Origin of the sequence: Vibrio sp. ED002 (assembly GCF_023277445.1) — a bacterium.
Classification (GTDB): Bacteria; Pseudomonadota; Gammaproteobacteria; order Enterobacterales; family Vibrionaceae; genus Vibrio; species Vibrio jasicida.
The window spans coordinates 2560303-2579757 of sequence record NZ_CP080238.1 but is presented as its reverse complement, the minus strand read 5'-3'; the positions used below and the strand labels follow the sequence as shown (position 1 = coordinate 2579757).

Below are 19455 nucleotides of genomic sequence, written 5' to 3'. Positions count from 1 at the left end.
AGGCTAAGGCCGAAACCCAAACGTTCGATATGAAGCGGCACTAAGACAGGAAGTAAGAAGTAAGAAGTAAGAAGTAAGAAGCAGAATGCCAAGGTGGTGAGAATAAAGAATAGAGAATAGAGAATAGAGAATAGAGAATAGAGAATAGAGAATAGAGAATAGAGAATAGAGAATAGAGAATAGAGAATAGAGAATAGAGAATAGAGAATAGAGAATAGAGAATGAAAAGCCCTCTCCTCTTCTATAGCAAGCACTATTAGTAGAAATAAAGGTAAGAATCATACACAAGAGGCAGATACAAAAAATGTATGGTCCGCCCCGTTATTGCAACTACAATTTAGTAATAACGGAGTTGGTTTGCGCTAATGTATTCGGAGTCCACGTTGGGAACATTAACTTCCCCGCTCCACGATGATATCCGCGCCAGATTATCCTTAAAAGCCCCAAAGCAACTAGGTGCTATTTTTTGTATCAGGTTACTAATCTGGCCGATAGACCGTTTTTGTCATCACATTCATTGGCGTTGCAAACTTGGTTATGGCTATACAGCCTTAAAAGCTTGGCGGTGGTACAACACCGCCCAAGCTATTCTTGCTAGCTTATTGGCAAGTGCGACTACCACTACATTAAACGGCTTTGTTGCTCGTAAATTGACTAACCAATCTCCAAACACTTTTCCTGTTGTTTCTATCCTAGATAGCACGGACCTCGCTCCATGTATAAATAGAGCGCGAAGGTGTTTGTTCCCTCGTTTACTCATGCCTAATAGCTTTGATTTGCCACCCGTTGAATACTGCCTTGGAACGAGTCCTAGCCATGCAGCCATCTCGCGACCTCCACCAAAGTTTGAAGGAGAACTGATATTGGCCACACACAACGTTGCTGTTAAATCACCAATACCAGGAATACTCTTCAAAAGTTCAGCATTTTCATTATTTTCAGTAATCGCTTTCAGTTTTCTATCTTGAGTAGATACTTGCTCATTTAGGTATTTATAGTGCTCATGAATCGAGAGCAACTCAGCGACCAGACTCGGTGGTAGCTTTATATCTTGCTCGGCCAACCACTGAAATAGCGCTTTCATCTTGGCATGGCCTTTAGGAAAACTCAGCCCAAACTCAAGTAGTATTGCTCCAATTCGGCTCATACAAGCCGTTCGTTCTTTGATATAACCATCCCTCACTCGATGGATAGCTGCGATTACCTGAGCTTCCTCTGACTTGGCAGAGACAAATCTCATGCTTGGTCGACTCGCTGCTTCTGCTATCGCAGCCGCATCAATAAAGTCGTTCTTATTACCTTTGACGTAAGGTTTTACATATTGAGGCGGGATAAGTCGAACTCGATGCCCATAGGCTTCACACTTTCTCGCAAGCCAGTGAGCACCACCACAGGCTTCAAAAGCGATGATGGTAGGTTCAAGTACAGATAAGAAACGGAGTAGTTGGCTTCGACTAAACTTACGGCGAATAACGTCTTTGCCAGTGTGATTATTGCCAACCGCATGAAAGCAGTGCTTGCCTAAATCGATACCTAAGATGTGAATGGTAGACATATGGTTCACCTCGTTCTGAGAGCCTACTCTAAGCGTAGGGCTTGAGAGTGAGGCGGACCATATAATTAGCCCCTCACCGAAATGAAGGGCTAAAGATATCTTTACTTGTTAGATAGTGGCTACTTACAGCATACGAACCACGGAAGGGTGAACTGCGCGATACATGGCGTAATCAATCGCCTTCATGTTACTTGGAAAAACCAAGTTCTCGCACAATAAGTAAGTTTCTACGGATGTATCAATATAGAAGGCTTCGCTATAGGACTCACTCGCCCAATCCAAATCACCATCCAGCTCGGCGTGCTTACCTCGAATCACGTAAGACAATACCGAATCACGAACGTCTAACGCTTGATTCAAATGTCGCTTAGCTAAATCAATGTCACCAGTGATCGTCTCATGCAGAGCTAACGCTTCATAAATACGTGGCTGAATAGGCCCAACCATCATCTTAGCGTTGGCTTCCAGCTTATCACTTAACTGCTGAACCCTGCTCTTTCTTAGTTCCAATGCAGGATCGAGTGCTTTTTGCACATGGTAAGCTATTAGCAATTCCGATTGCACATAAGCATTGTCCGGTTCAATCTCTAGAATCTTCTCCATAAGGTCAATCCCGTGCTGGAATTGGTCGGAGTCTGATACATTTAAATAATGGTTGGCTTGAACGAATAACTCAAGCGCGTCTGGGTTCATTGGCATTCCTGCCACCAGCACTTTTGATTTGAGTTTTGCATCCGGTACTTTAAGCACTCGCATCAAATCCAAAGAGGCTTGCTGCAAAACGGTTTTTAAATGGCTGCTAGTTAAAGCATATTGACGGCTGAACAACACCTTTTCTGAAGAGTTATTGCGGTATTCCACTTCTAAGAAGCTGCCACCACCATTCTCTCGAACTCGCACCACCACCGATTTGCCCGGAACAATACCATTAGTGAATGACGCCTTCTTGAGCATCACTCGGTAATCACTCACCTGAGCGATATCTGCCATGAGTTTCTGAGCAAAGCCGTCGGCCAAGTCGTAACTCAACCCGCCTTTATTGAAATCATCTTGGAACTTAAACTCGATAAGGTGGGTATCAATGGCTTGTGTAATACGCACTTCCGATTGCTTATAAGTAAACACCCCCATCACGACCACCAAGATACTGATCCAGATGAAGTTCATAAAGCCTAAACGCCAAGGGCTAATTTTGTTGGGTTTACGCGGTGCTTTTTTCTCTTTCGACATCTCGCATACAGCGCGAGTTAAAGGACCTGCTGGAAATGTCATAGCCGGAGCGGGAAGTTCAGATGCTTCTTCTTCCATATCGTCAATGACAGGAGGAAGTTCATCAGTGCCACAATGACGAGCAGCAAGAAACTCATCATGCGATAGCGGTGCCACATTCGCCACCAGCTTGTAACCGCGCTTAGGCACAGTGATCACGTAGCTGATGTTTTCTTCTCGACCATCACGCAGTAGCTTACGCAATTCAAAAATCGATTGAGTGACGACTTGATCCGTCACAATCGCACCAGCCCAAACATATTGGATCAGCTCTTCGCGATTGAAAACTTCACTCGCGTGTTCAGCAAGGAAATGCAGCAGATTAATTAAGCGTGGTTCAACGGTAACTTCCCTGTCTTGTCGATACAGCTTATTTTCATCAACGCTCAAAACCCAATCATTGATTTGAAAATAGACTCCAACCATGTATGAAAACTCTCGTATCTGATAGACAGCGTCGCTTTAGGAATAGGGGGACTACAATTCTTACGGTCGACTAAAGGCGAGATTATAGGTGGGAAAGCGGCTTGAACCTAGAAAAGCAAGCCGCCAAAAATGCAAACTTAAGTTAAATGACGCAAAAATGAGACTATTCAAGGGCTGCCAAGATCGAGCAATGGCTGGCATCATCATTGTTATGCCCGCAGCAAGCGTCATTTATCTTCTTCAAAGCCGTACGGATTTTGCTGAGTTCAGCAATCTTCTCATCAATTAAAGTTAACTTTGCAGAAGTAATGGCTTTCACCTCAGCACAACTGTGTTCTGTCGCTTCTAATTTGATCCCTAGCAGCTCTTTGATTTCTTCCAAACTTAAACCAAGCTCTTTCGCTTTAAGAATGAAACGTACCTGCTTTTGGTTCTCTTCATTATATAAGCGATAGCCTGATTCACTTCGTCCTGCGGGTTTAATCAACGCATTTTTTTCGTAGAAACGCAATGTATCGGCAGTCACACCACAGCGTTTCGCCAGTTCACCTATCTGAAACATAACTTCCCTTATTAACTATCTCGTTACTTTTTAAGCGAAAGCACGAGGTTTTTACAATTATTTTTGAGATGCCAAACGATTGCGCGAGCTTTTTTGTAATAAATTGGTTAGAATACGCGCCATCAAATAGTGGAGACTGTTTTCTTGATAAGAAAACACCCTGCAAAGGTTTTTACCAAAACTGGCCAATATTTTACCCTAAGAGGTGAAAACAAGTTCATTTTTGGCAAACATCTTTAACTCCGTGAATTTGAGGAAAATGGAAGCATGAACAACGCTCGCCCTATTCGCCGTGCGCTTATCAGCGTATCAGACAAAACAGGTATTGTTGAGTTTGCACAAGCTCTTGCTGAGCGCGGTGTCGATATCCTATCTACTGGTGGCACTGCTCGCCTGCTTGCTGAAAAAGGCATCTCTGTTACAGAAGTATCTGACTACACTGGTTTCCCAGAAATGATGGACGGCCGTGTTAAGACTCTGCATCCAAAAGTTCATGGTGGTGTTCTAGGCCGTCGCGGCCAAGACGATGACGTGATGGAAACTCACGGTATCAACCCTATCGATATGGTTGTTGTAAACCTATACCCATTCGCAGAAACCGTTGCTAAAGAAGGCTGTACGCTTGCTGACGCTGTTGAGAACATCGACATCGGTGGTCCAACAATGGTTCGCTCTGCAGCGAAAAACCACAAAGACGTAACTATCGTTGTTAACGCTCACGACTACGACCGTGTTATCGCTGAAATGGACGCGAACGAAAAATCTCTAACACTAGAGACTCGCTTCGACCTTGCTATCGCAGCATTCGAACACACGGCTTCTTACGACGGCATGATCGCTAACTACTTCGGCACTATGGTTCCATCTTACGGTGAGAACAAGGAAGGTGATGAAGAGAGCAAATTCCCTCGTACGTTCAACCAACAGTTCGAGAAAAAACAAGACATGCGCTACGGTGAGAACAGCCACCAAGCAGCAGCATTCTACGTTGAAGCAAACCCTGAAGAAGCATCAGTTTCTACTGCTCGCCAAATCCAAGGTAAAGCCCTTTCTTACAACAACATCGCTGACACAGATGCAGCACTTGAGTGTGTGAAAGAGTTCGACGAGCCAGCATGTGTGATCGTTAAGCACGCTAACCCATGTGGTGTAGCACTAGGTGAAGATATCCTAGAAGCTTACGACCGTGCGTTCAAAACAGACCCAACGTCTGCATTTGGCGGCATCATCGCATTCAACCGTGAACTAGACGCTGCAACAGCAACGGCTATCACTGAGCGCCAATTCGTTGAAGTTATCATTGCTCCTTCTGTTTCTGCTGAAGCAGTAGAAATCGTAGCTGCTAAGAAAAACCTTCGCCTACTTGAGTGTGGTGAGTGGACAACTAAGACAACTGGCTTTGACGTGAAACGCGTTAACGGCGGCCTACTGGTCCAAGACCGCGACCAAGGTATGGTGTCTGAAGATGACCTTAAAGTAGTTTCTAAGCGTCAACCAACCGCTGAAGAGCTAAAAGATGCGCTGTTCTGCTGGAAAGTAGCGAAGTACGTGAAATCTAACGCGATCGTTTACTCGAAAGGCGACATGACTATCGGTGTAGGTGCAGGCCAAATGAGCCGCGTTTACTCGGCGAAAATCGCAGGCATCAAAGCTGCAGACGAAGGTCTACAGGTTGGAGGTTGTGTAATGGCATCAGATGCATTCTTCCCATTCCGTGACGGTATCGACGCGGCTGCAGAAGCGGGCATCCAGTGTGTTATCCAACCGGGGGGTTCTATGCGTGATGACGAAGTTATCGCAGCGGCAGACGAACACGGCATGGCGATGATCTTTACGGGCATGCGTCACTTCCGCCACTAATTAGTTTTTGGTCTTCCCCCTTACCAAGGGGAAGTTAGAGGGGGTCTGTTGTACGCACACAACTTATCCCTCCCAACCTCCCCTTAATAAGGGGAGGAGCGAAATCAAAGGAAATATTATGAATATTCTTATCATTGGTTCAGGTGGTCGTGAACACGCACTAGGTTGGAAAGCGGCACAAAACCCAAATGTTGAGACTATCTTCGTGGCTCCAGGTAACGCAGGTACAGCACTAGAGCCTAAACTAGAGAACGTAAACATCGCAGTAGAAGACATCGCAGGGTTGGTTGCTTTTGCAAAAGAGAAAGCGATTGAGCTAACCATTGTTGGTCCTGAAGCGCCACTGGTTATCGGTGTGGTTGATGCTTTCCGTGAAGCTGGTCTGCCAATCTTCGGCCCGACACAAGCAGCAGCGCAGCTTGAAGGATCTAAAGCGTTTACTAAAGATTTCCTTGCTCGTCACCAAATCCCAACGGGTGCATACGCGAACTTCACTGAAATCGAGCCAGCACTTGCTTACGTTCGTGAACAAGGTGCGCCGATTGTTGTAAAGGCCGACGGCCTTGCTGCTGGTAAAGGCGTGATTGTTGCGATGGCACTGGAAGAAGCTGAAGACGCAATCAAAGACATGCTAGCAGGCAACGCATTTGGTGATGCAGGCAGCCGCGTGGTTATCGAAGAATTCCTAGATGGTGAAGAAGCAAGCTTCATCGTTATGGTCGATGGTGAGAACGTCTTACCAATGGCCACCAGCCAAGACCATAAACGCGTAGGCGACAAAGATACTGGTCCTAACACCGGTGGTATGGGTGCATACTCTCCAGCTCCAGTGGTGACACAGGAAATCCACAACCGCATTATGGAAGAAGTGATTTACCCAACGGTACGTGGTATGGCTTCGGAAGGTAACCCTTACACTGGTTTCTTATACGCGGGTCTGATGATCGATGCAGATGGCACTCCAAAAGTGATCGAGTACAACTGCCGCTTCGGTGATCCTGAGACGCAACCTATCATGATGCGCATGGAATCGGATCTTGTTGACCTGTGCCTAGCGGCAATCGACGAGAAACTGGATCAAGCGGAATCGAAGTGGGATCCACGAGCATCGATTGGTATCGTGCTAGCAGCCGGTGGTTACCCAGCGGCTTACAACAAAGGCGAGGTAATTTCGGGTCTGCCACAAGTTGAAATTGAAGGCGAAAAAGTCTTCCATGCTGGTACAGATAACAAAGACGGCGACATCGTGACAAACGGTGGTCGCGTTCTTTGTGCAACGGCACTTGGCAACAGCGTATCAGAAGCGCAGCAGCGTGCTTACGAGCTTGCAAAACAGATCAGTTGGGATGGTGTATTCCATCGCAACGATATCGGCTACCGTGCAATTGCACGTGAGCAAGAAAAATAAAAACAACTTCAGTTGGCTAAAAAAGACAAAAGGCGCATTCAGCGCCTTTTTTATTATGTTTTTATCGAGAGATTTCGAAGCTACGTTTATTCCGAGATCAACTTTGGTCGTGATACGCAATCAAAATCATCATCATTGAGCATCAGCAATTCGTCGACGGTTGCCGTACTGCGAGACTCCTTGCCGATGAATGCAATGTAACTGTCCACTGAAGCTAACCTATCTATCACAAACTTAGGCAGGGTCTGGTTAAATTCCAATGTAGCAAACTCTCGCCCTTTGCAGGTTTCGAATGTTTCCCCATCCCAATAACCCTGGATTAGGCTCTTACCATCTCGGGATTGTTTCTTGATCGAAGCCACCACGTCATTTGCTTCTTGCTTATATCGTTCGAGTTGATCTCGCTGTAAAGGTAGCACTTTCCCGTTCACACGGTATTGCTGATAAATCGCATCACCATCTTTATTGAATCGAATGTGGATTTGAAAAGGCACCAATCCTTGTTTGGCATCGAGTTGCTCACCTTTTCGAATCAACTCTCTGAGCTCATCGTCATCCCAACGATAATCACTCTGATACGAGCCGTAATCACCCATAGTGACATAGTCTGCTGCCTTGCTGACACGCGTAAGGCGCTCAGTCATCCAGTATAAACTGGTGGCATCCCCCATGATTTTCCCGCCAGAGAAATGAGTAAATTGTTCGAGGTTTGGGGTTTCTACAGAAGCACAGCCAAAAAGAGTCAGGCTAGATAGGAGGAGTGAAGTGAGTAGATGTTTTTTCATGAAATTGCACCGAGGCAGAATACCTCGGTGCATTTTAACTTAGTTTACTGATTCTTTCAGCGCTTTACCTGCTACAAATGCAGGTACGTTAGCCGCTGCGATTTGAATCTCGTCACCAGTCTTAGGGTTACGACCAGTACGTGCAGCGCGGTGGTTCACTTTGAATGTACCAAAACCAATTAGTTGAACTTGGTCACCCTCTTTAAGAGCGCCTGTTACACCCTCAAGAGTTGCTTCAAGAGCAGCTTTAGCTTGTGCTTTAGATAGATCTGCTTTCTCTGCGATAAAGTCGATTAATTGGGTCTTGTTCATTAGGTTTCCCTTCTCATATGTTATCGAATTCAACTCACTCTAAAACATAAATGCCCCATCTGGCAAAGGTTTGTAAGCGATCTTTCGATTTTCTGACGTAGTTTTAGCCATAATATGAGTAATAACTCACAATTTGTTACTACTTGCACGATGAAAGCTCTTGCTTTCTAATGCAATAAGACCGATTTATAAGGCACTTTTGCGGTTATAATCTCTGCAAAGACCAACTATCACATTACATTCAAGGGCAACTATGCTGCTGTTATCCATTTATATCTCTATTGCTATCGGCGTTTCGTTTATCTGTTCGGTGCTGGAGGCGGTACTACTGAGTATCAGTCCGAGCTACATTGCACAGCTCAGACAACAGGGGCACCCTGCTTCAGCTCAGCTAGAAAAACTGAAGTCGGACATCGACCGTCCATTGGCTTCAATCCTGACGTTAAACACTATTGCTCATACTATTGGTGCAGCAACGGCAGGTGCACAAGCGGCAGTTGTGTTTGGTAGCGAAGCACTTGGTATCTTCTCTGCGGTTCTGACTTTAGCGATTCTTGTACTTTCAGAGATCGTACCTAAAACGATTGGTGCAACCTACTGGCGTCAATTAGCGCCTGCAGCAGCCGTATCGCTGCGTTGGATGGTTTGGGCACTGACACCATTCGTGTGGTTCTCAGAGCAGATTACAAAGCGTTTAGCACGCAACCACGAAGCACCAAAGATGCGTGATGAATTATCCGCAATGGCGATTCTTGCAAGAGAAAGTGGCGAGTTCGCAGAAGGCGAATCAAAAATTCTGAGTAACCTACTTGGTATTCAAGATGTACCCGTGACTCAAGTCATGACACCTCGCCCAGTCGTGTTCCGTGTGGATGCTACGATGTCGATTAATGAGTTTCTTGATAAACACAAAGAAACACCGTTCTCTCGCCCTCTGGTTTACAGTGAACAAACGGACAATATTGTTGGCTTCGTACACCGCTTAGAACTGTTCAAGCTGCAACAATCTGGCAGTGGTGAAAAGCAACTTGGTGCCGTTATGCGTCCTATTCAAGTCGTGCTAAACAATACCACTTTACCTAAAGTGTTCGACCAGATGATGAGCCACCGTCTACAACTGGCTTTAGTTGTCGATGAGTACGGCACAATTCAAGGTCTAGTGACACTTGAAGATATCTTTGAGCACCTATTGGGTGAAGAGATCATCGACGAAGCGGATAAGAGCACAGACATGCAAGAGCTAGCTTATCAACGCTGGGAAAACTGGAAAGAGAAGCACGGCGTGATTGAAAGCCGCGATGACGATGAAGAAGAGGAACAACTGGAGAAACAGGACAAAGAGCCAGAAGCTCAAGAGCCAACCAAACCAGACTCTAAAGAATCGTAATCAGCATTGAGCATAACAGCTCGAACGCACAAATTAAAAAGGCATCCACCATGGATGCCTTTGTTTTATCTATTCAACAATTAAAGTGCAATGCCGATGTTGCTCACGGCTTCTTCGCGCAGCTCTTCACGCAAATCTTTAACCAAGCTGATGTCACGCTCTACCGCTTCACGCAGTGGACGGAAGATAGCCCACTGAACATCCCACTCTTCACACACGGCTTCATTTTCTTTTTGGTTGTCGTTTGTGATTGGCTCTGCACCTTGTGCTTGTTCTAGGTCAGCAACAGTTTGTACCGACTGTTGGCTCACTTTAAGCATTGAATCGAAAAGGTAGTCGCGATCCAACAGACCATGCAGCAGTGTCGACAAGCTCTGACAAGCATCCATCGCTGGATAAACACCGTAAAAATCGAACTCATCTGCACTTGGGAACAACTCTTCTAACTTCTCTAATTGACGTTCGAAGTTAATTTTCGCGTTCTTAACCGTCAGAATTTCCCATACACTATCAAGAATCGCTCGGTAAGCACGTGGCTCAGCAAATTCTGTATTCTCACAAAACATCGCATAGTTTGGATACATGCGTTCACACAGACACGCCATGAAGGTAATTTGTTGCCAAGGTTCTAGTTTTTCCAAACGAACCTGAAGAGGATTCTTAAGCATAGTCACTCAATCATTGAAGAAAAAATCAGCGAAAGTGTACTTGATTCATCACAGGGAAAAAAGTTAATGCAGCATCCAAATCAGATTTTCCTGCTCTCGGAGCATCGCGACACCTACGAAACATTACTAGCGGACAAAAATCTGCCCGATCTTGCCATCACAAACAAACCTCAAGATGCTCAGATCGTACTGGCGGATCCACCATTACTATCACAAAGGTTAGACGAGTTTTCACAGCTTGAGTGGGTGCAATCAACATTTGCTGGGGTGAATGCTTTGATGATGCCGAATCTGCGCCGGGATTATACCTTGACTAATGTTCGCGGTATTTTTGGTCCATTGATTGCCGAGTACGTGATTGGTTACAGCATTGCTCACTTCCGTCACTTCATGCAATACCACCAGCAGCAACAGGCCAAACAATGGCAGCCGCATCTATATACCTCGCTACAAAGCAAAACCATGGTGATTCTCGGCACCGGCAGTATCGGCAGTCATTTGGGTAAAACGGCACAACTGATGGGCATGAAAGCCATAGGAATCAATCGTACTGGTATCCCCACTTCTGGCGGTGAATTCAATCAAACTTTTCATATCAATGAACTCGCCAGTGCCTTTCACCAAGCGGATATCGTGGTAAATACGCTGCCGAGCACGACAGAGACGCAACGTTTACTCAATAGTCAGGTGCTAAGCCATCTTAATCTGGCATTGCTATTTAATGTTGGAAGAGGCGATGTGATTGATGATGTAGGTCTGTTGCTCGCTCTAAAGAATCGCTGGGTCGAACATGCTTTTCTCGATGTGTTTGAACTAGAACCACTTTCACCACAACATCCGTTTTGGAAACTTCCGCAAGTAACCATCACTCCTCACATCGCAGCGTTAAGTTTCCCTGAGCAAGTAGTCGACATTTTTGCAGACAACTACTTGAGTTGGAGGGACGGTTTCTTTCTAAATAATCAGGTCGATTTCGACAAAGGGTATTAACCGTTTTATGTCTCTAGAAACATTGCTAAAGCAAGTGCGAGCCTGCCAGATCTGCGCAGACGATTTACCTTTGGGTGCAAACCCTGTCGTGCAAGCCGCAAAAGACGCACGCATCCTAATCATCGGACAAGCGCCGGGGACACGTGTGCACAAAACCTCGATACCTTGGAACGATCCAAGCGGCGATCGGTTACGCCAATGGCTCGATATCGACAAAGACACTTTCTACGACCCAAACAAAATAGCCATTGTCCCGATGGGCTTCTGCTATCCAGGCAAGGGTAGCTCTGGCGATTTGCCTCCTCGCAAAGAGTGTGCGCCCGCTTGGCATAATCAGATTCTTGAGCAGTTGCCCAATATAGAGCTGACTCTGCTGATTGGTCAGTACTCACAGCAGTACTATCTCACCAACAAACCAAAGACGCTCACGCAAACTGTTCAGCAATGGCAGGATTGGGAACCGGACTTTATCCCGCTTCCTCACCCTTCTCCGCGCAACATATTATGGCTAAAGAAGAATCCTTGGTTTGAATCTGACATCGTGCCATACCTTAAAAAACGTGTTCATTCGATGCTTTAGGTTACCCGTGATCTAATTGCTTGTTTATCTGTACAAAAAAATTAGCGCACAAGAGCCACAATCATAAATCGTTGTTTATAATAAATTTTAATGTATAACGTACAGTCTAAATAGCAATTAGATCATGGCAGACCAAATACTACCAGAGCTGTACAGCCTTGAGTTTCAGATAAAAAAATACCGACACTGATTGCCGGTATTTGATTTCAAAAAAGTCGAATTTACTTGTGGTACGGCTTAGATAGCTCGTGTACCGCTTCCACAAATACGCCCGCGTTTTCTGGCGGCACATCCAAATGGATACCGTGGCCTAAGTTGAACACGTGACCAGTACCTGCATCGCCAAAGCCTTCTAGAATACCCGCTACTTCTTCACGGATACGCTCTGGTGAAGCGTAAAGCATTGATGGGTCCATGTTACCTTGTAGAGCCACTTTATCGCCGATACGCGCTTTCGCGTCTGCAATGTTGATTGTCCAGTCTAGACCTACCGCATCACAGCCCGTTGCTGCGATTTGCTCAAGCCACATACCACCGTTCTTAGTGAACAATGTTACTGGTACGCGACGACCGTCGTTTTCACGAATCAGGCCATCTACAATCTTGTGCATGTATTGCAATGAGAACAGGTTGTAGTCACGAGGAGTCAGTACACCGCCCCATGTATCAAATACCATCACCGACTGTGCACCCGCTTTAATTTGCGCGTTTAGGTACTCGATAACGCTGTCTGCTAGCTTATCTAGAAGTAGGTGCAGCGTTTGTGGTTCTGCGTACATCATCTTCTTGATCTTGGTGAACGCTTTTGAGCTGCCACCTTCAACCATATAAGTCGCCAGTGTCCATGGGCTACCAGAGAAACCAATCAGTGGAACGTCACCGTTCAAGTCTTTGCGGATTTGACGCACTGCGTTCATTACGTATTGCAGCTCGCCTTCTGGATCTGGCAGGCCAATCTTTTCTACGTCGGCTTTGCAAGTGATTGGCTTATCGAAAACCGGACCTTCACCAGCGGCAAAACGAAGCTCTAAGCCCATTGCATCTGGGATAGTTAGGATGTCAGAGAACAAGATCGCTGCATCAAGAGGAAAACGGCGTAGTGGTTGAAGCGTTACTTCTGACGCCAACTCCGCGTTTTTACACAAAGACATGAAATCGCCCGCTTGCGCACGAGTTGCTTTGTACTCTGGTAGGTAACGACCTGCCTGACGCATCATCCATACTGGCGTGTAATCTACTGGCTCTTTTAGAAGGGCACGCAGATAACGATCATTTTTTAATTCAGTCATTCCGTAATTCCAATTGTTAGGCTTTCTTTGAAAGGGGGTATTCTATCACTGATTTAAGGCTAATAGCTGTGTGCTTTGCAACCTGGATCAAGTTATTAACTTTTAAATCAGTGCTTAATTTGCACCCAGTCGGTATCAGTGTTAAAAATTTGTTCGCTAGCGAAAACTACAATTATAAACTGAGTACCCGGTACTCAGCATCTCATAACGACATCTTACTTACCCCCTCCTTCTCGGAGGGTTTTTTTTATCTATTTTTCAGCCAATTAGATTCGACATCTTGTCGCGTTTGCTCGATAAGCGCTCGAGCAATCGTCCCTTCTGGTGCAACCGGCGGCATCTCGTCAACACCAAACCATTGTGCATCTGACAGTTCGGTGTAATCCGGATTCAATTCGCCAGACTCGTAATCAGCAAGAAATGCCATCATCATGCTGGATGGAAAAGCCCATGGTTGGCTGCCAAAATAGCGAATATTTTTAACGTGCACGCCGGTTTCTTCGTGTATTTCACGAGCGACACATTCTTCTAGGGTTTCTCCCACTTCTAAAAAGCCCGCAATGACGGTGTACATGCCATTTCGATGACGAGGGTGCTGTGCCAACAAAATCTGGTTATCTTTGCGTACAGCGACAATGATGCACGGGAAGATACGCGGATAGTGTAAGGTACGGCACTCACCACACTGCATTGCCAATTGATTGTTGTTGAGGAAGTTACGCCCGCCACATTGAGGGCAAAAGCGCAGGCTTTGTGTCATGTGGCCATATTGAATCGCTTTACTAATCAGCAAGAAAAGCGCCTCTGGGAAATGGAGACAATCTCGCAAAGACACAAGATCTAAATCATGGTCTAAATCACACAGGTTTATCCATATGACTGGGGCACCTTGGTATTCACCAATTTGCCTTGCACTCGCCTCTGGCAGTGAGAACTGCTCTGCATTACCAAATGGAATAGCACCATCCACCAGCCAGATATCACTTCCTGAGACAACGCACCAATAGGCGTTTTTCGTACGGTTAACTTCACCTTTTCTTAACATTACAGCGTCCCTTTGCTTGAAGTTCATCCATTTTACTGGCAATCTAATTTCATACCAGAGTTTGTTGTTCGTTAGATTTACAACTATAAATTCTAGTAAGGACAAGAGTTTGTAATCACTTTACTAACTTTGCTTTGCAAAGGATACGTTCGCCAATGGGCGATCAGATCATGAGGGCATGGTCATGCTAAAAAAATTCAAACAAACACAGGACCAATGGGGTGGCTCAAGTGAGGTCATTGATCATTGGCTGGAAACAAGACAGTCTTTGATTGTCGAATATTGTAAGCTTGCAGCACTGCAACCTTGTTCGAAAACGAACGTTATTGAACTTCCTTCTCCAGACGAATTACAGCACTTCTGCCAACATCTTGTTGACTATATCTCCGAAGGCCATTTCAAGATATACGACATGGTCATGGATAAATGGAAAGCGACTGGCTTTGTCGCTACTGATGAAATTAATCAGGCTTACGCGAAGATAGTTCTAACTACCGAACCGCTTCTTAACTTTACCGATAAATACTCTGATGTTTCAGCCGAAGATGAACTGGCCGATTTCGATTCAGATATGTCTCTGATTGGAGAAATTATCGAAACGCGCTTTGCGGTAGAGGATCACTTGATTCAGTTGATTGCCGACAGTTTAGCTATGCCGCCTGGCGCATAGCGAGAAGCGAGAAGCGAGAAGCGAGAAGCGAGAAGCGAGAAGCGAGAAGCGAGAAGCGAGAAGCGAGAAGCGAGAAGCGAGAAGCGAGAAGCGAGAAGCGAGAAGCGAGAAAATTCTTAAGGGTTGGCGTATGTACGTCAACCCTTTTTGTTTTTCGGGATTCGGTTCATTTTGTCTTTCTAAGGGACAAGTTCTGTCAACACCTTTCGAAGCCAAACTTCTTGCACTAGCCCTCCAACAACACCTCTCGATTCCTAAGGCGAAGCGCTCTCGGAGCGTAAGCGTTCTATTTGACTTCAAACAAAAAAGGCACCCGAAGGTGCCTTTTCTTTTAAGCTCTTAACGATTACTCGTCAGAAGAGAAGCCAGCGTTTAGAAGTGCCGCTAGGTTATCTGTTGCTTGTTCAGCAGATGGACCTTCTTGCGCTTCAGCACGTTTAGCTTGACGATCTTGGTGGTATGCGAAACCAGTACCAGCTGGGATCAGACGACCAACAATTACGTTCTCTTTCAGACCACGTAGGTCATCACGCTTACCAGAAACCGCAGCTTCTGTTAGTACGCGAGTTGTCTCCTGGAACGATGCCGCAGAGATGAATGACTCAGTCGCTAGAGATGCCTTAGTGATACCTAGTAGCTCACGCTCGAAACGTGCTGGCTCTTTGCCTTCAGCTTCTAGGTTACGGTTAGAAATCTTAACTTGTGAGTATTCAACTTGCTCGCCAGGTAGGAACTCAGAGTCACCTGCGTGAGTAATTGTACACTTACGTAGCATTTGACGAACGATAGTCTCGATGTGCTTATCGTTAATCTTAACGCCTTGTAGACGATAAACTTCTTGTACTTCGTTAGCGATGTACTGAGTTACCGCGTGTACGCCACGTAGACGTAGAATGTCATGTGGAGACTCTGGACCATCTGCGATCACGTCACCACGTTCAACACGCTCACCTTCAAATACGTTCAACTGACGATGCTTAGGAATCATCTCTTCGTAAGCGTCACCGCCGTCACGAGTGATTACTAGACGACGTTTACCTTTCGTCTCCTTACCGAAGCTCACAGTACCTGTGTGCTCAGCAAGAATCGCAGGCTCTTTAGGCTTACGAGCTTCGAATAGGTCAGCTACGCGTGGTAGACCACCGGTGATATCTTTGTTACCGCCAGATTTCTGAGGGATACGTGAAAGTGTATCACCCACACCTACTTCTGCGCCGTCTTCGATGTTTACAATCGCTTTACCAGGTAGGAAGTAGTGAGCTGGCATTTCAGTACCAGGGATCATTACGTCGTTACCTTGCTCATCAACAAGTTTGATAGCTGGACGCATATCTTTACCTGCTGCTGGGCGAGCTGCTGGATCAGTTACTTCGCTTGAAGATAGACCTGTTAAGTCATCTGTCTGACGAGAAACTGTAACACCGTCGATCATGTCTACGAACTGGATGCGACCTGCCACTTCAGTGATGATTGGCATGGTGTGCGCTTCCCAGTTAGCAACAACGTCACCAGCTGTTACTGCATCGTTGTCGCCTTTGCTTAGCATCGAACCGTAAGGAAGTTTGTGCTTCTCTTTAGTACGGCCAAATTCATCAATGATAGTTAGCTCAGATGCACGAGACGTGATTACTAGCTTCTTATCTTTGTTGATTACGAACTTAGCGTTGTGCAGTTTAACTGTACCAGTTGTCTTCGCTTGGATGCTGTTCTCTGCTGCTGCAGTAGATGCCGCACCACCGATGTGGAACGTACGCATCGTAAGCTGTGTACCCGGTTCACCGATAGACTGAGCAGCGATAACGCCTACTGCTTCACCTTGGTTCACTAGGTGACCACGTGCTAGGTCACGACCGTAACACTGTGCACAACAACCGAAGTCAGAGTCACATGTAACAACAGAGCGTACGCGCATGCTGTCTACAGAGTTCTCTTCCATGATCTGACACCACTTCTCATCAATTAGAGTGTTACGTGGGATCAGAACATCTTCTGTACCTGGCTTAAGAACGTCTTCAGCTACTACACGACCTAGCGCTAGCTCAGTTAGTGCAACTTTAACATCACCACCCTCGATGTGAGGCATCATGTCAACACCCTCGTGAGTGCCACAGTCATGTTCAGTTACAACAACGTCTTGAGCAACGTCTACTAGACGACGAGTTAGGTAACCCGAGTTCGCTGTTTTCAGTGCCGTATCCGCAAGACCCTTACGAGCACCGTGCGTTGAGATAAAGTACTGAAGTACGTTTAGACCTTCTTTAAAGTTCGCAGTGATCGGCGTTTCGATGATTGAACCATCTGGACGCGCCATCAGACCACGCATACCCGCTAGCTGACGAATCTGTGCAGCTGAACCACGAGCGCCCGAGTCAGCCATCATGTAGATGCTGTTAAACGATTCTTGTTGCTCTTCTTCACCGTCACGGTTAACTACCGTTTCAGATGAAAGGTTTGCCATCATCGCTTTTGCTACGCGATCGTTGGTCGATGCCCAGATATCGATCACTTTGTTGTAGCGCTCGCCCGCAGTAACAAGACCAGATTGGTACTGTTCCTGGATTTCACGTACTTCTTCTTCCGCTTCTGCGATTTCAGTGTACTTAGCTGGCGGTACAACCATGTCGTCGATACCAACAGATACACCAGATAGTGCCGCGTATGCGAAACCGGTGTACATGATTTGGTCAGCGAAGATTACTGTATCTTTAAGACCAAGCTTACGGTATGCCTCGTTAAGTAGGTTAGAGATCTGTTTCTTACCTAGCTTTTGGTTAACGATGCTGTACGGTAGGCCCGATGGCACGATTTGCCATAGCATTGCACGACCGATAGTTGTATCAACCATCTTAGTCTCAGTAGTGCTGTTGCCATCTTCGTCTACAACTGTTTCTGTAATACGTACTTTAACGCGTGCGTGTAGCTCAGCGGTCTTAGTGCGGTATGCTTTCTCAGCCTCTGCAGGGCCAGAAAGGTACATGCCTTCACCTTTCACGTTGATCTTGTCACGAGTCATGTAGTAAAGACCCAATACAACGTCCTGAGAAGGTACGATGATCGGATCACCTGACGCTGGCGACAGAATGTTGTTTGTCGACATCATCAGAGTACGAGCTTCAAGCTGTGCTTCTAGAGTTAGAGGCACGTGTACCGCCATTTGGTCACCATCGAAGTCCGCGTTGTATGCCGCACACACTAGTGGGTGTAGCTGAATCGCTTTACCTTCGATTAGTACTGGTTCGAACGCCTGGATACCTAGACGGTGAAGTGTAGGTGCACGGTTCAACAGTACTGGATGTTCACGGATTACTTCGTCTAGGATATCCCAAACGACAGCTTCTTCACGCTCTACCATTTTCTTAGCAGCTTTGATTGTAGTCGCAAGACCACGAGTCTCTAGCTTGCTGTAGATGAATGGTTTGAATAGCTCAAGTGCCATCTTCTTAGGAAGACCACACTGGTGTAGACGAAGGTATGGACCTACTGTGATTACAGAACGGCCAGAGTAGTCTACACGTTTACCTAGAAGGTTCTGACGGAAACGACCTTGCTTACCCTTGATCATATCAGCAAGAGATTTCAGAGGACGCTTGTTAGAACCTGTGATCGCACGACCACGACGACCGTTATCTAGTAGCGCATCAACAGACTCTTGCAGCATACGTTTTTCGTTACGTACGATGATGTCCGGAGCAGCTAGCTCTAGAAGACGCTTCAAACGGTTGTTACGGTTGATCACACGACGGTATAGGTCGTTCAGATCTGAAGTCGCAAAACGACCGCCATCTAGTGGTACTAGAGGACGTAGATCTGGCGGAAGAACTGGAAGTACAGTCAGAATCATCCACTCTGGGTTGTTGCCAGATTGAATAAACGCTTCTACCAGTTTCAGACGCTTAGTGACTTTCTTACGCTTAGTTTCAGAGTTAGTTGTTTCTAGCTCTTCGCGCATTTGTTCAGCTTCAGCGTGCATATCCATAGAACCTAGTAGGTCCTTGATAGCTTCTGCACCCATCTTAGCAGTGAACTCGTCGCCCCACTCTTCTAGACGATCCAGATACTCTTCTTCAGTAAGCATCTGAGATTTTTCTAGATCAGTCATACCTGGTTCAGTTACTACGTACATTTCGAAGTAAAGAACACGCTCGATATCACGTAGTGGGATATCCATTAGTAGACCGATACGAGACGGTAGCGATTTTAGGAACCAGATGTGAGCTACTGGTGATGCTAGTTCGATGTGGCCCATACGGTCACGACGAACTTTAGTTTGTGTAACTTCTACACCACACTTCTCACAGATAACACCACGGTGCTTCAGGCGCTTGTACTTACCACAAAGACATTCGTAGTCTTTAACTGGACCAAAGATACGCGCACAGAACAGACCATCGCGTTCAGGTTTGAACGTACGATAGTTGATCGTTTCAGGTTTTTTAACTTCACCGAAAGACCATGAACGGATCATGTCCGGAGAAGATAGACCGATTTTGATAGCATCAAATTCTTCGGTCTTATGCTGTGCTTTTAGAAAGTTTAATAAGTCTTTCACAATCAGCTCCTGTAAGGAGTTAAAAGGAGCTCACTCGCTAAAGTGAGCACCTTCTACCAAATAATCGCTTTTTGGTTCTCTCAACCTTGGTCAAGAGAAA

The 19455-nt window shown here is 45.9% G+C and carries 15 protein-coding genes and 1 pseudogene; 7 read left to right on the top strand and 9 right to left on the bottom strand.

The window, feature by feature from the left end; all coding sequences use genetic code 11:
- Positions 1-541: 541 nt before the first annotated feature.
- The 3 genes from ITG12_RS11970 to zntR form a co-directional block, all read right to left on the bottom strand.
- Positions 542-1555, bottom strand: a complete 1014-nt coding sequence (locus tag ITG12_RS11970) for an IS110 family transposase (protein ID WP_102778931.1) — start codon at positions 1553-1555, stop codon at positions 542-544.
- 123 nt (positions 1556-1678) lie between these two features.
- Complete coding sequence (gene cadC, locus ITG12_RS11965; RefSeq protein ID WP_042606056.1) at positions 1679-3250, bottom strand: lysine decarboxylation/transport transcriptional activator CadC; 1572 nt, start codon at positions 3248-3250, stop codon at positions 1679-1681.
- Positions 3251-3413: 163 nt separating this feature from the next.
- Positions 3414-3812: a Zn(2+)-responsive transcriptional regulator gene (gene zntR / locus ITG12_RS11960; RefSeq protein WP_038873397.1), complete on the bottom strand. Its 399-nt coding sequence runs from the start codon at positions 3810-3812 to the stop codon at positions 3414-3416.
- A 49-nt stretch (positions 3813-3861) separates the two neighbouring features.
- Between zntR and ITG12_RS11955 the strand changes: the two are divergent.
- From ITG12_RS11955 to purD, 3 genes and pseudogenes are all read left to right on the top strand, one after another.
- A pseudogene (locus tag ITG12_RS11955) lies at positions 3862-3936 on the top strand (phosphoribosylamine--glycine ligase); the annotation flags it as partial.
- Positions 3937-4079: 143 nt separating this feature from the next.
- Positions 4080-5672: a bifunctional phosphoribosylaminoimidazolecarboxamide formyltransferase/IMP cyclohydrolase gene (purH, locus tag ITG12_RS11950; RefSeq protein ID WP_248873095.1), complete on the top strand. Its 1593-nt coding sequence runs from the start codon at positions 4080-4082 to the stop codon at positions 5670-5672.
- A 118-nt stretch (positions 5673-5790) separates the two neighbouring features.
- Positions 5791-7080 (top strand): phosphoribosylamine--glycine ligase, encoded by a 1290-nt coding sequence (gene purD / locus ITG12_RS11945; protein ID WP_248873094.1) that lies wholly within the window; start codon positions 5791-5793, stop codon positions 7078-7080.
- 86 nt (positions 7081-7166) lie between these two features.
- On the opposite strand, the gene ITG12_RS11940 is transcribed toward purD, so the two are convergent.
- Both ITG12_RS11940 and hupA read right to left on the bottom strand, forming a co-directional pair.
- Positions 7167-7865 carry a DUF1481 domain-containing protein gene (locus tag ITG12_RS11940; protein ID WP_248873093.1) on the bottom strand — a complete coding sequence of 233 codons (699 nt, stop codon included), beginning with the start codon at positions 7863-7865 and terminating at the stop codon, positions 7167-7169.
- A 39-nt stretch (positions 7866-7904) separates the two neighbouring features.
- Positions 7905-8177: a nucleoid-associated protein HU-alpha gene (gene hupA / locus ITG12_RS11935; protein ID WP_005433627.1), complete on the bottom strand. Its 273-nt coding sequence runs from the start codon at positions 8175-8177 to the stop codon at positions 7905-7907.
- A gap of 253 nt (positions 8178-8430) precedes the next feature.
- Here hupA and ITG12_RS11930 point away from each other — a divergent pair, with 253 nt between their 5' ends.
- Positions 8431-9564: a hemolysin family protein gene (locus tag ITG12_RS11930; protein ID WP_038873409.1), complete on the top strand. Its 1134-nt coding sequence runs from the start codon at positions 8431-8433 to the stop codon at positions 9562-9564.
- A gap of 80 nt (positions 9565-9644) precedes the next feature.
- Here the strand turns inward: ITG12_RS11930 and ITG12_RS11925 are convergent, their stop codons facing one another.
- Complete coding sequence (locus tag ITG12_RS11925; RefSeq protein WP_248873092.1) at positions 9645-10232, bottom strand: DUF416 family protein; 588 nt, start codon at positions 10230-10232, stop codon at positions 9645-9647.
- 66 nt (positions 10233-10298) lie between these two features.
- Between ITG12_RS11925 and ITG12_RS11920 the strand changes: the two genes are divergently transcribed.
- Together ITG12_RS11920 and ITG12_RS11915 are read left to right on the top strand one after the other, a co-directional pair.
- On the top strand, positions 10299-11222 hold the full coding sequence (locus tag ITG12_RS11920) for a D-2-hydroxyacid dehydrogenase (RefSeq protein WP_038882073.1): 924 nt from the start codon (positions 10299-10301) through the stop codon (positions 11220-11222).
- A 7-nt stretch (positions 11223-11229) separates the two neighbouring features.
- Complete coding sequence (locus ITG12_RS11915) at positions 11230-11802, top strand: uracil-DNA glycosylase family protein (RefSeq protein ID WP_038882072.1); 573 nt, start codon at positions 11230-11232, stop codon at positions 11800-11802.
- A gap of 221 nt (positions 11803-12023) precedes the next feature.
- Here ITG12_RS11915 and hemE read toward each other — a convergent pair whose 3' ends face one another.
- Both hemE and nudC read right to left on the bottom strand, forming a co-directional pair.
- On the bottom strand, positions 12024-13091 hold the full coding sequence (gene hemE / locus ITG12_RS11910) for a uroporphyrinogen decarboxylase (RefSeq protein WP_005433634.1): 1068 nt from the start codon (positions 13089-13091) through the stop codon (positions 12024-12026).
- A gap of 247 nt (positions 13092-13338) precedes the next feature.
- Positions 13339-14136 (bottom strand): NAD(+) diphosphatase, encoded by a 798-nt coding sequence (gene nudC, locus ITG12_RS11905; protein WP_038882071.1) that lies wholly within the window; start codon positions 14134-14136, stop codon positions 13339-13341.
- A gap of 178 nt (positions 14137-14314) precedes the next feature.
- Between nudC and ITG12_RS11900 the strand changes: the two genes are divergently transcribed.
- Complete coding sequence (locus tag ITG12_RS11900) at positions 14315-14806, top strand: Rsd/AlgQ family anti-sigma factor (RefSeq protein WP_038873422.1); 492 nt, start codon at positions 14315-14317, stop codon at positions 14804-14806.
- Between the two features lie 346 nt (positions 14807-15152).
- Here the strand turns inward: ITG12_RS11900 and rpoC are convergent, their stop codons facing one another.
- Positions 15153-19355 (bottom strand): DNA-directed RNA polymerase subunit beta', encoded by a 4203-nt coding sequence (gene rpoC / locus ITG12_RS11895; RefSeq protein WP_038873424.1) that lies wholly within the window; start codon positions 19353-19355, stop codon positions 15153-15155.
- Positions 19356-19455: the final 100 nt, after the last annotated feature.

Bases quoted from the DNA above. Each gene is read 5' to 3' on its own strand.
- ITG12_RS11970 (WP_102778931.1), bottom strand. From the start codon at position 1,555: ATGTCTACCATTCACATCTTAGGTATCGATTTAGGCAAGCACTGCTTT.
- cadC (WP_042606056.1), bottom strand. From the start codon at position 3,250: ATGGTTGGAGTCTATTTTCAAATCAATGATTGGGTTTTGAGCGTTGAT.
- zntR (WP_038873397.1), bottom strand. From the start codon at position 3,812: ATGTTTCAGATAGGTGAACTGGCGAAACGCTGTGGTGTGACTGCCGAT.
- purH (WP_248873095.1), top strand. From the start codon at position 4,080: ATGAACAACGCTCGCCCTATTCGCCGTGCGCTTATCAGCGTATCAGAC.
- purD (WP_248873094.1), top strand. From the start codon at position 5,791: ATGAATATTCTTATCATTGGTTCAGGTGGTCGTGAACACGCACTAGGT.
- ITG12_RS11940 (WP_248873093.1), bottom strand. From the start codon at position 7,865: ATGAAAAAACATCTACTCACTTCACTCCTCCTATCTAGCCTGACTCTT.
- hupA (WP_005433627.1), bottom strand. From the start codon at position 8,177: ATGAACAAGACCCAATTAATCGACTTTATCGCAGAGAAAGCAGATCTA.
- ITG12_RS11930 (WP_038873409.1), top strand. From the start codon at position 8,431: ATGCTGCTGTTATCCATTTATATCTCTATTGCTATCGGCGTTTCGTTT.
- ITG12_RS11925 (WP_248873092.1), bottom strand. From the start codon at position 10,232: ATGCTTAAGAATCCTCTTCAGGTTCGTTTGGAAAAACTAGAACCTTGG.
- ITG12_RS11920 (WP_038882073.1), top strand. From the start codon at position 10,299: ATGCAGCATCCAAATCAGATTTTCCTGCTCTCGGAGCATCGCGACACC.
- ITG12_RS11915 (WP_038882072.1), top strand. From the start codon at position 11,230: ATGTCTCTAGAAACATTGCTAAAGCAAGTGCGAGCCTGCCAGATCTGC.
- hemE (WP_005433634.1), bottom strand. From the start codon at position 13,091: ATGACTGAATTAAAAAATGATCGTTATCTGCGTGCCCTTCTAAAAGAG.
- nudC (WP_038882071.1), bottom strand. From the start codon at position 14,136: ATGTTAAGAAAAGGTGAAGTTAACCGTACGAAAAACGCCTATTGGTGC.
- ITG12_RS11900 (WP_038873422.1), top strand. From the start codon at position 14,315: ATGGTCATGCTAAAAAAATTCAAACAAACACAGGACCAATGGGGTGGC.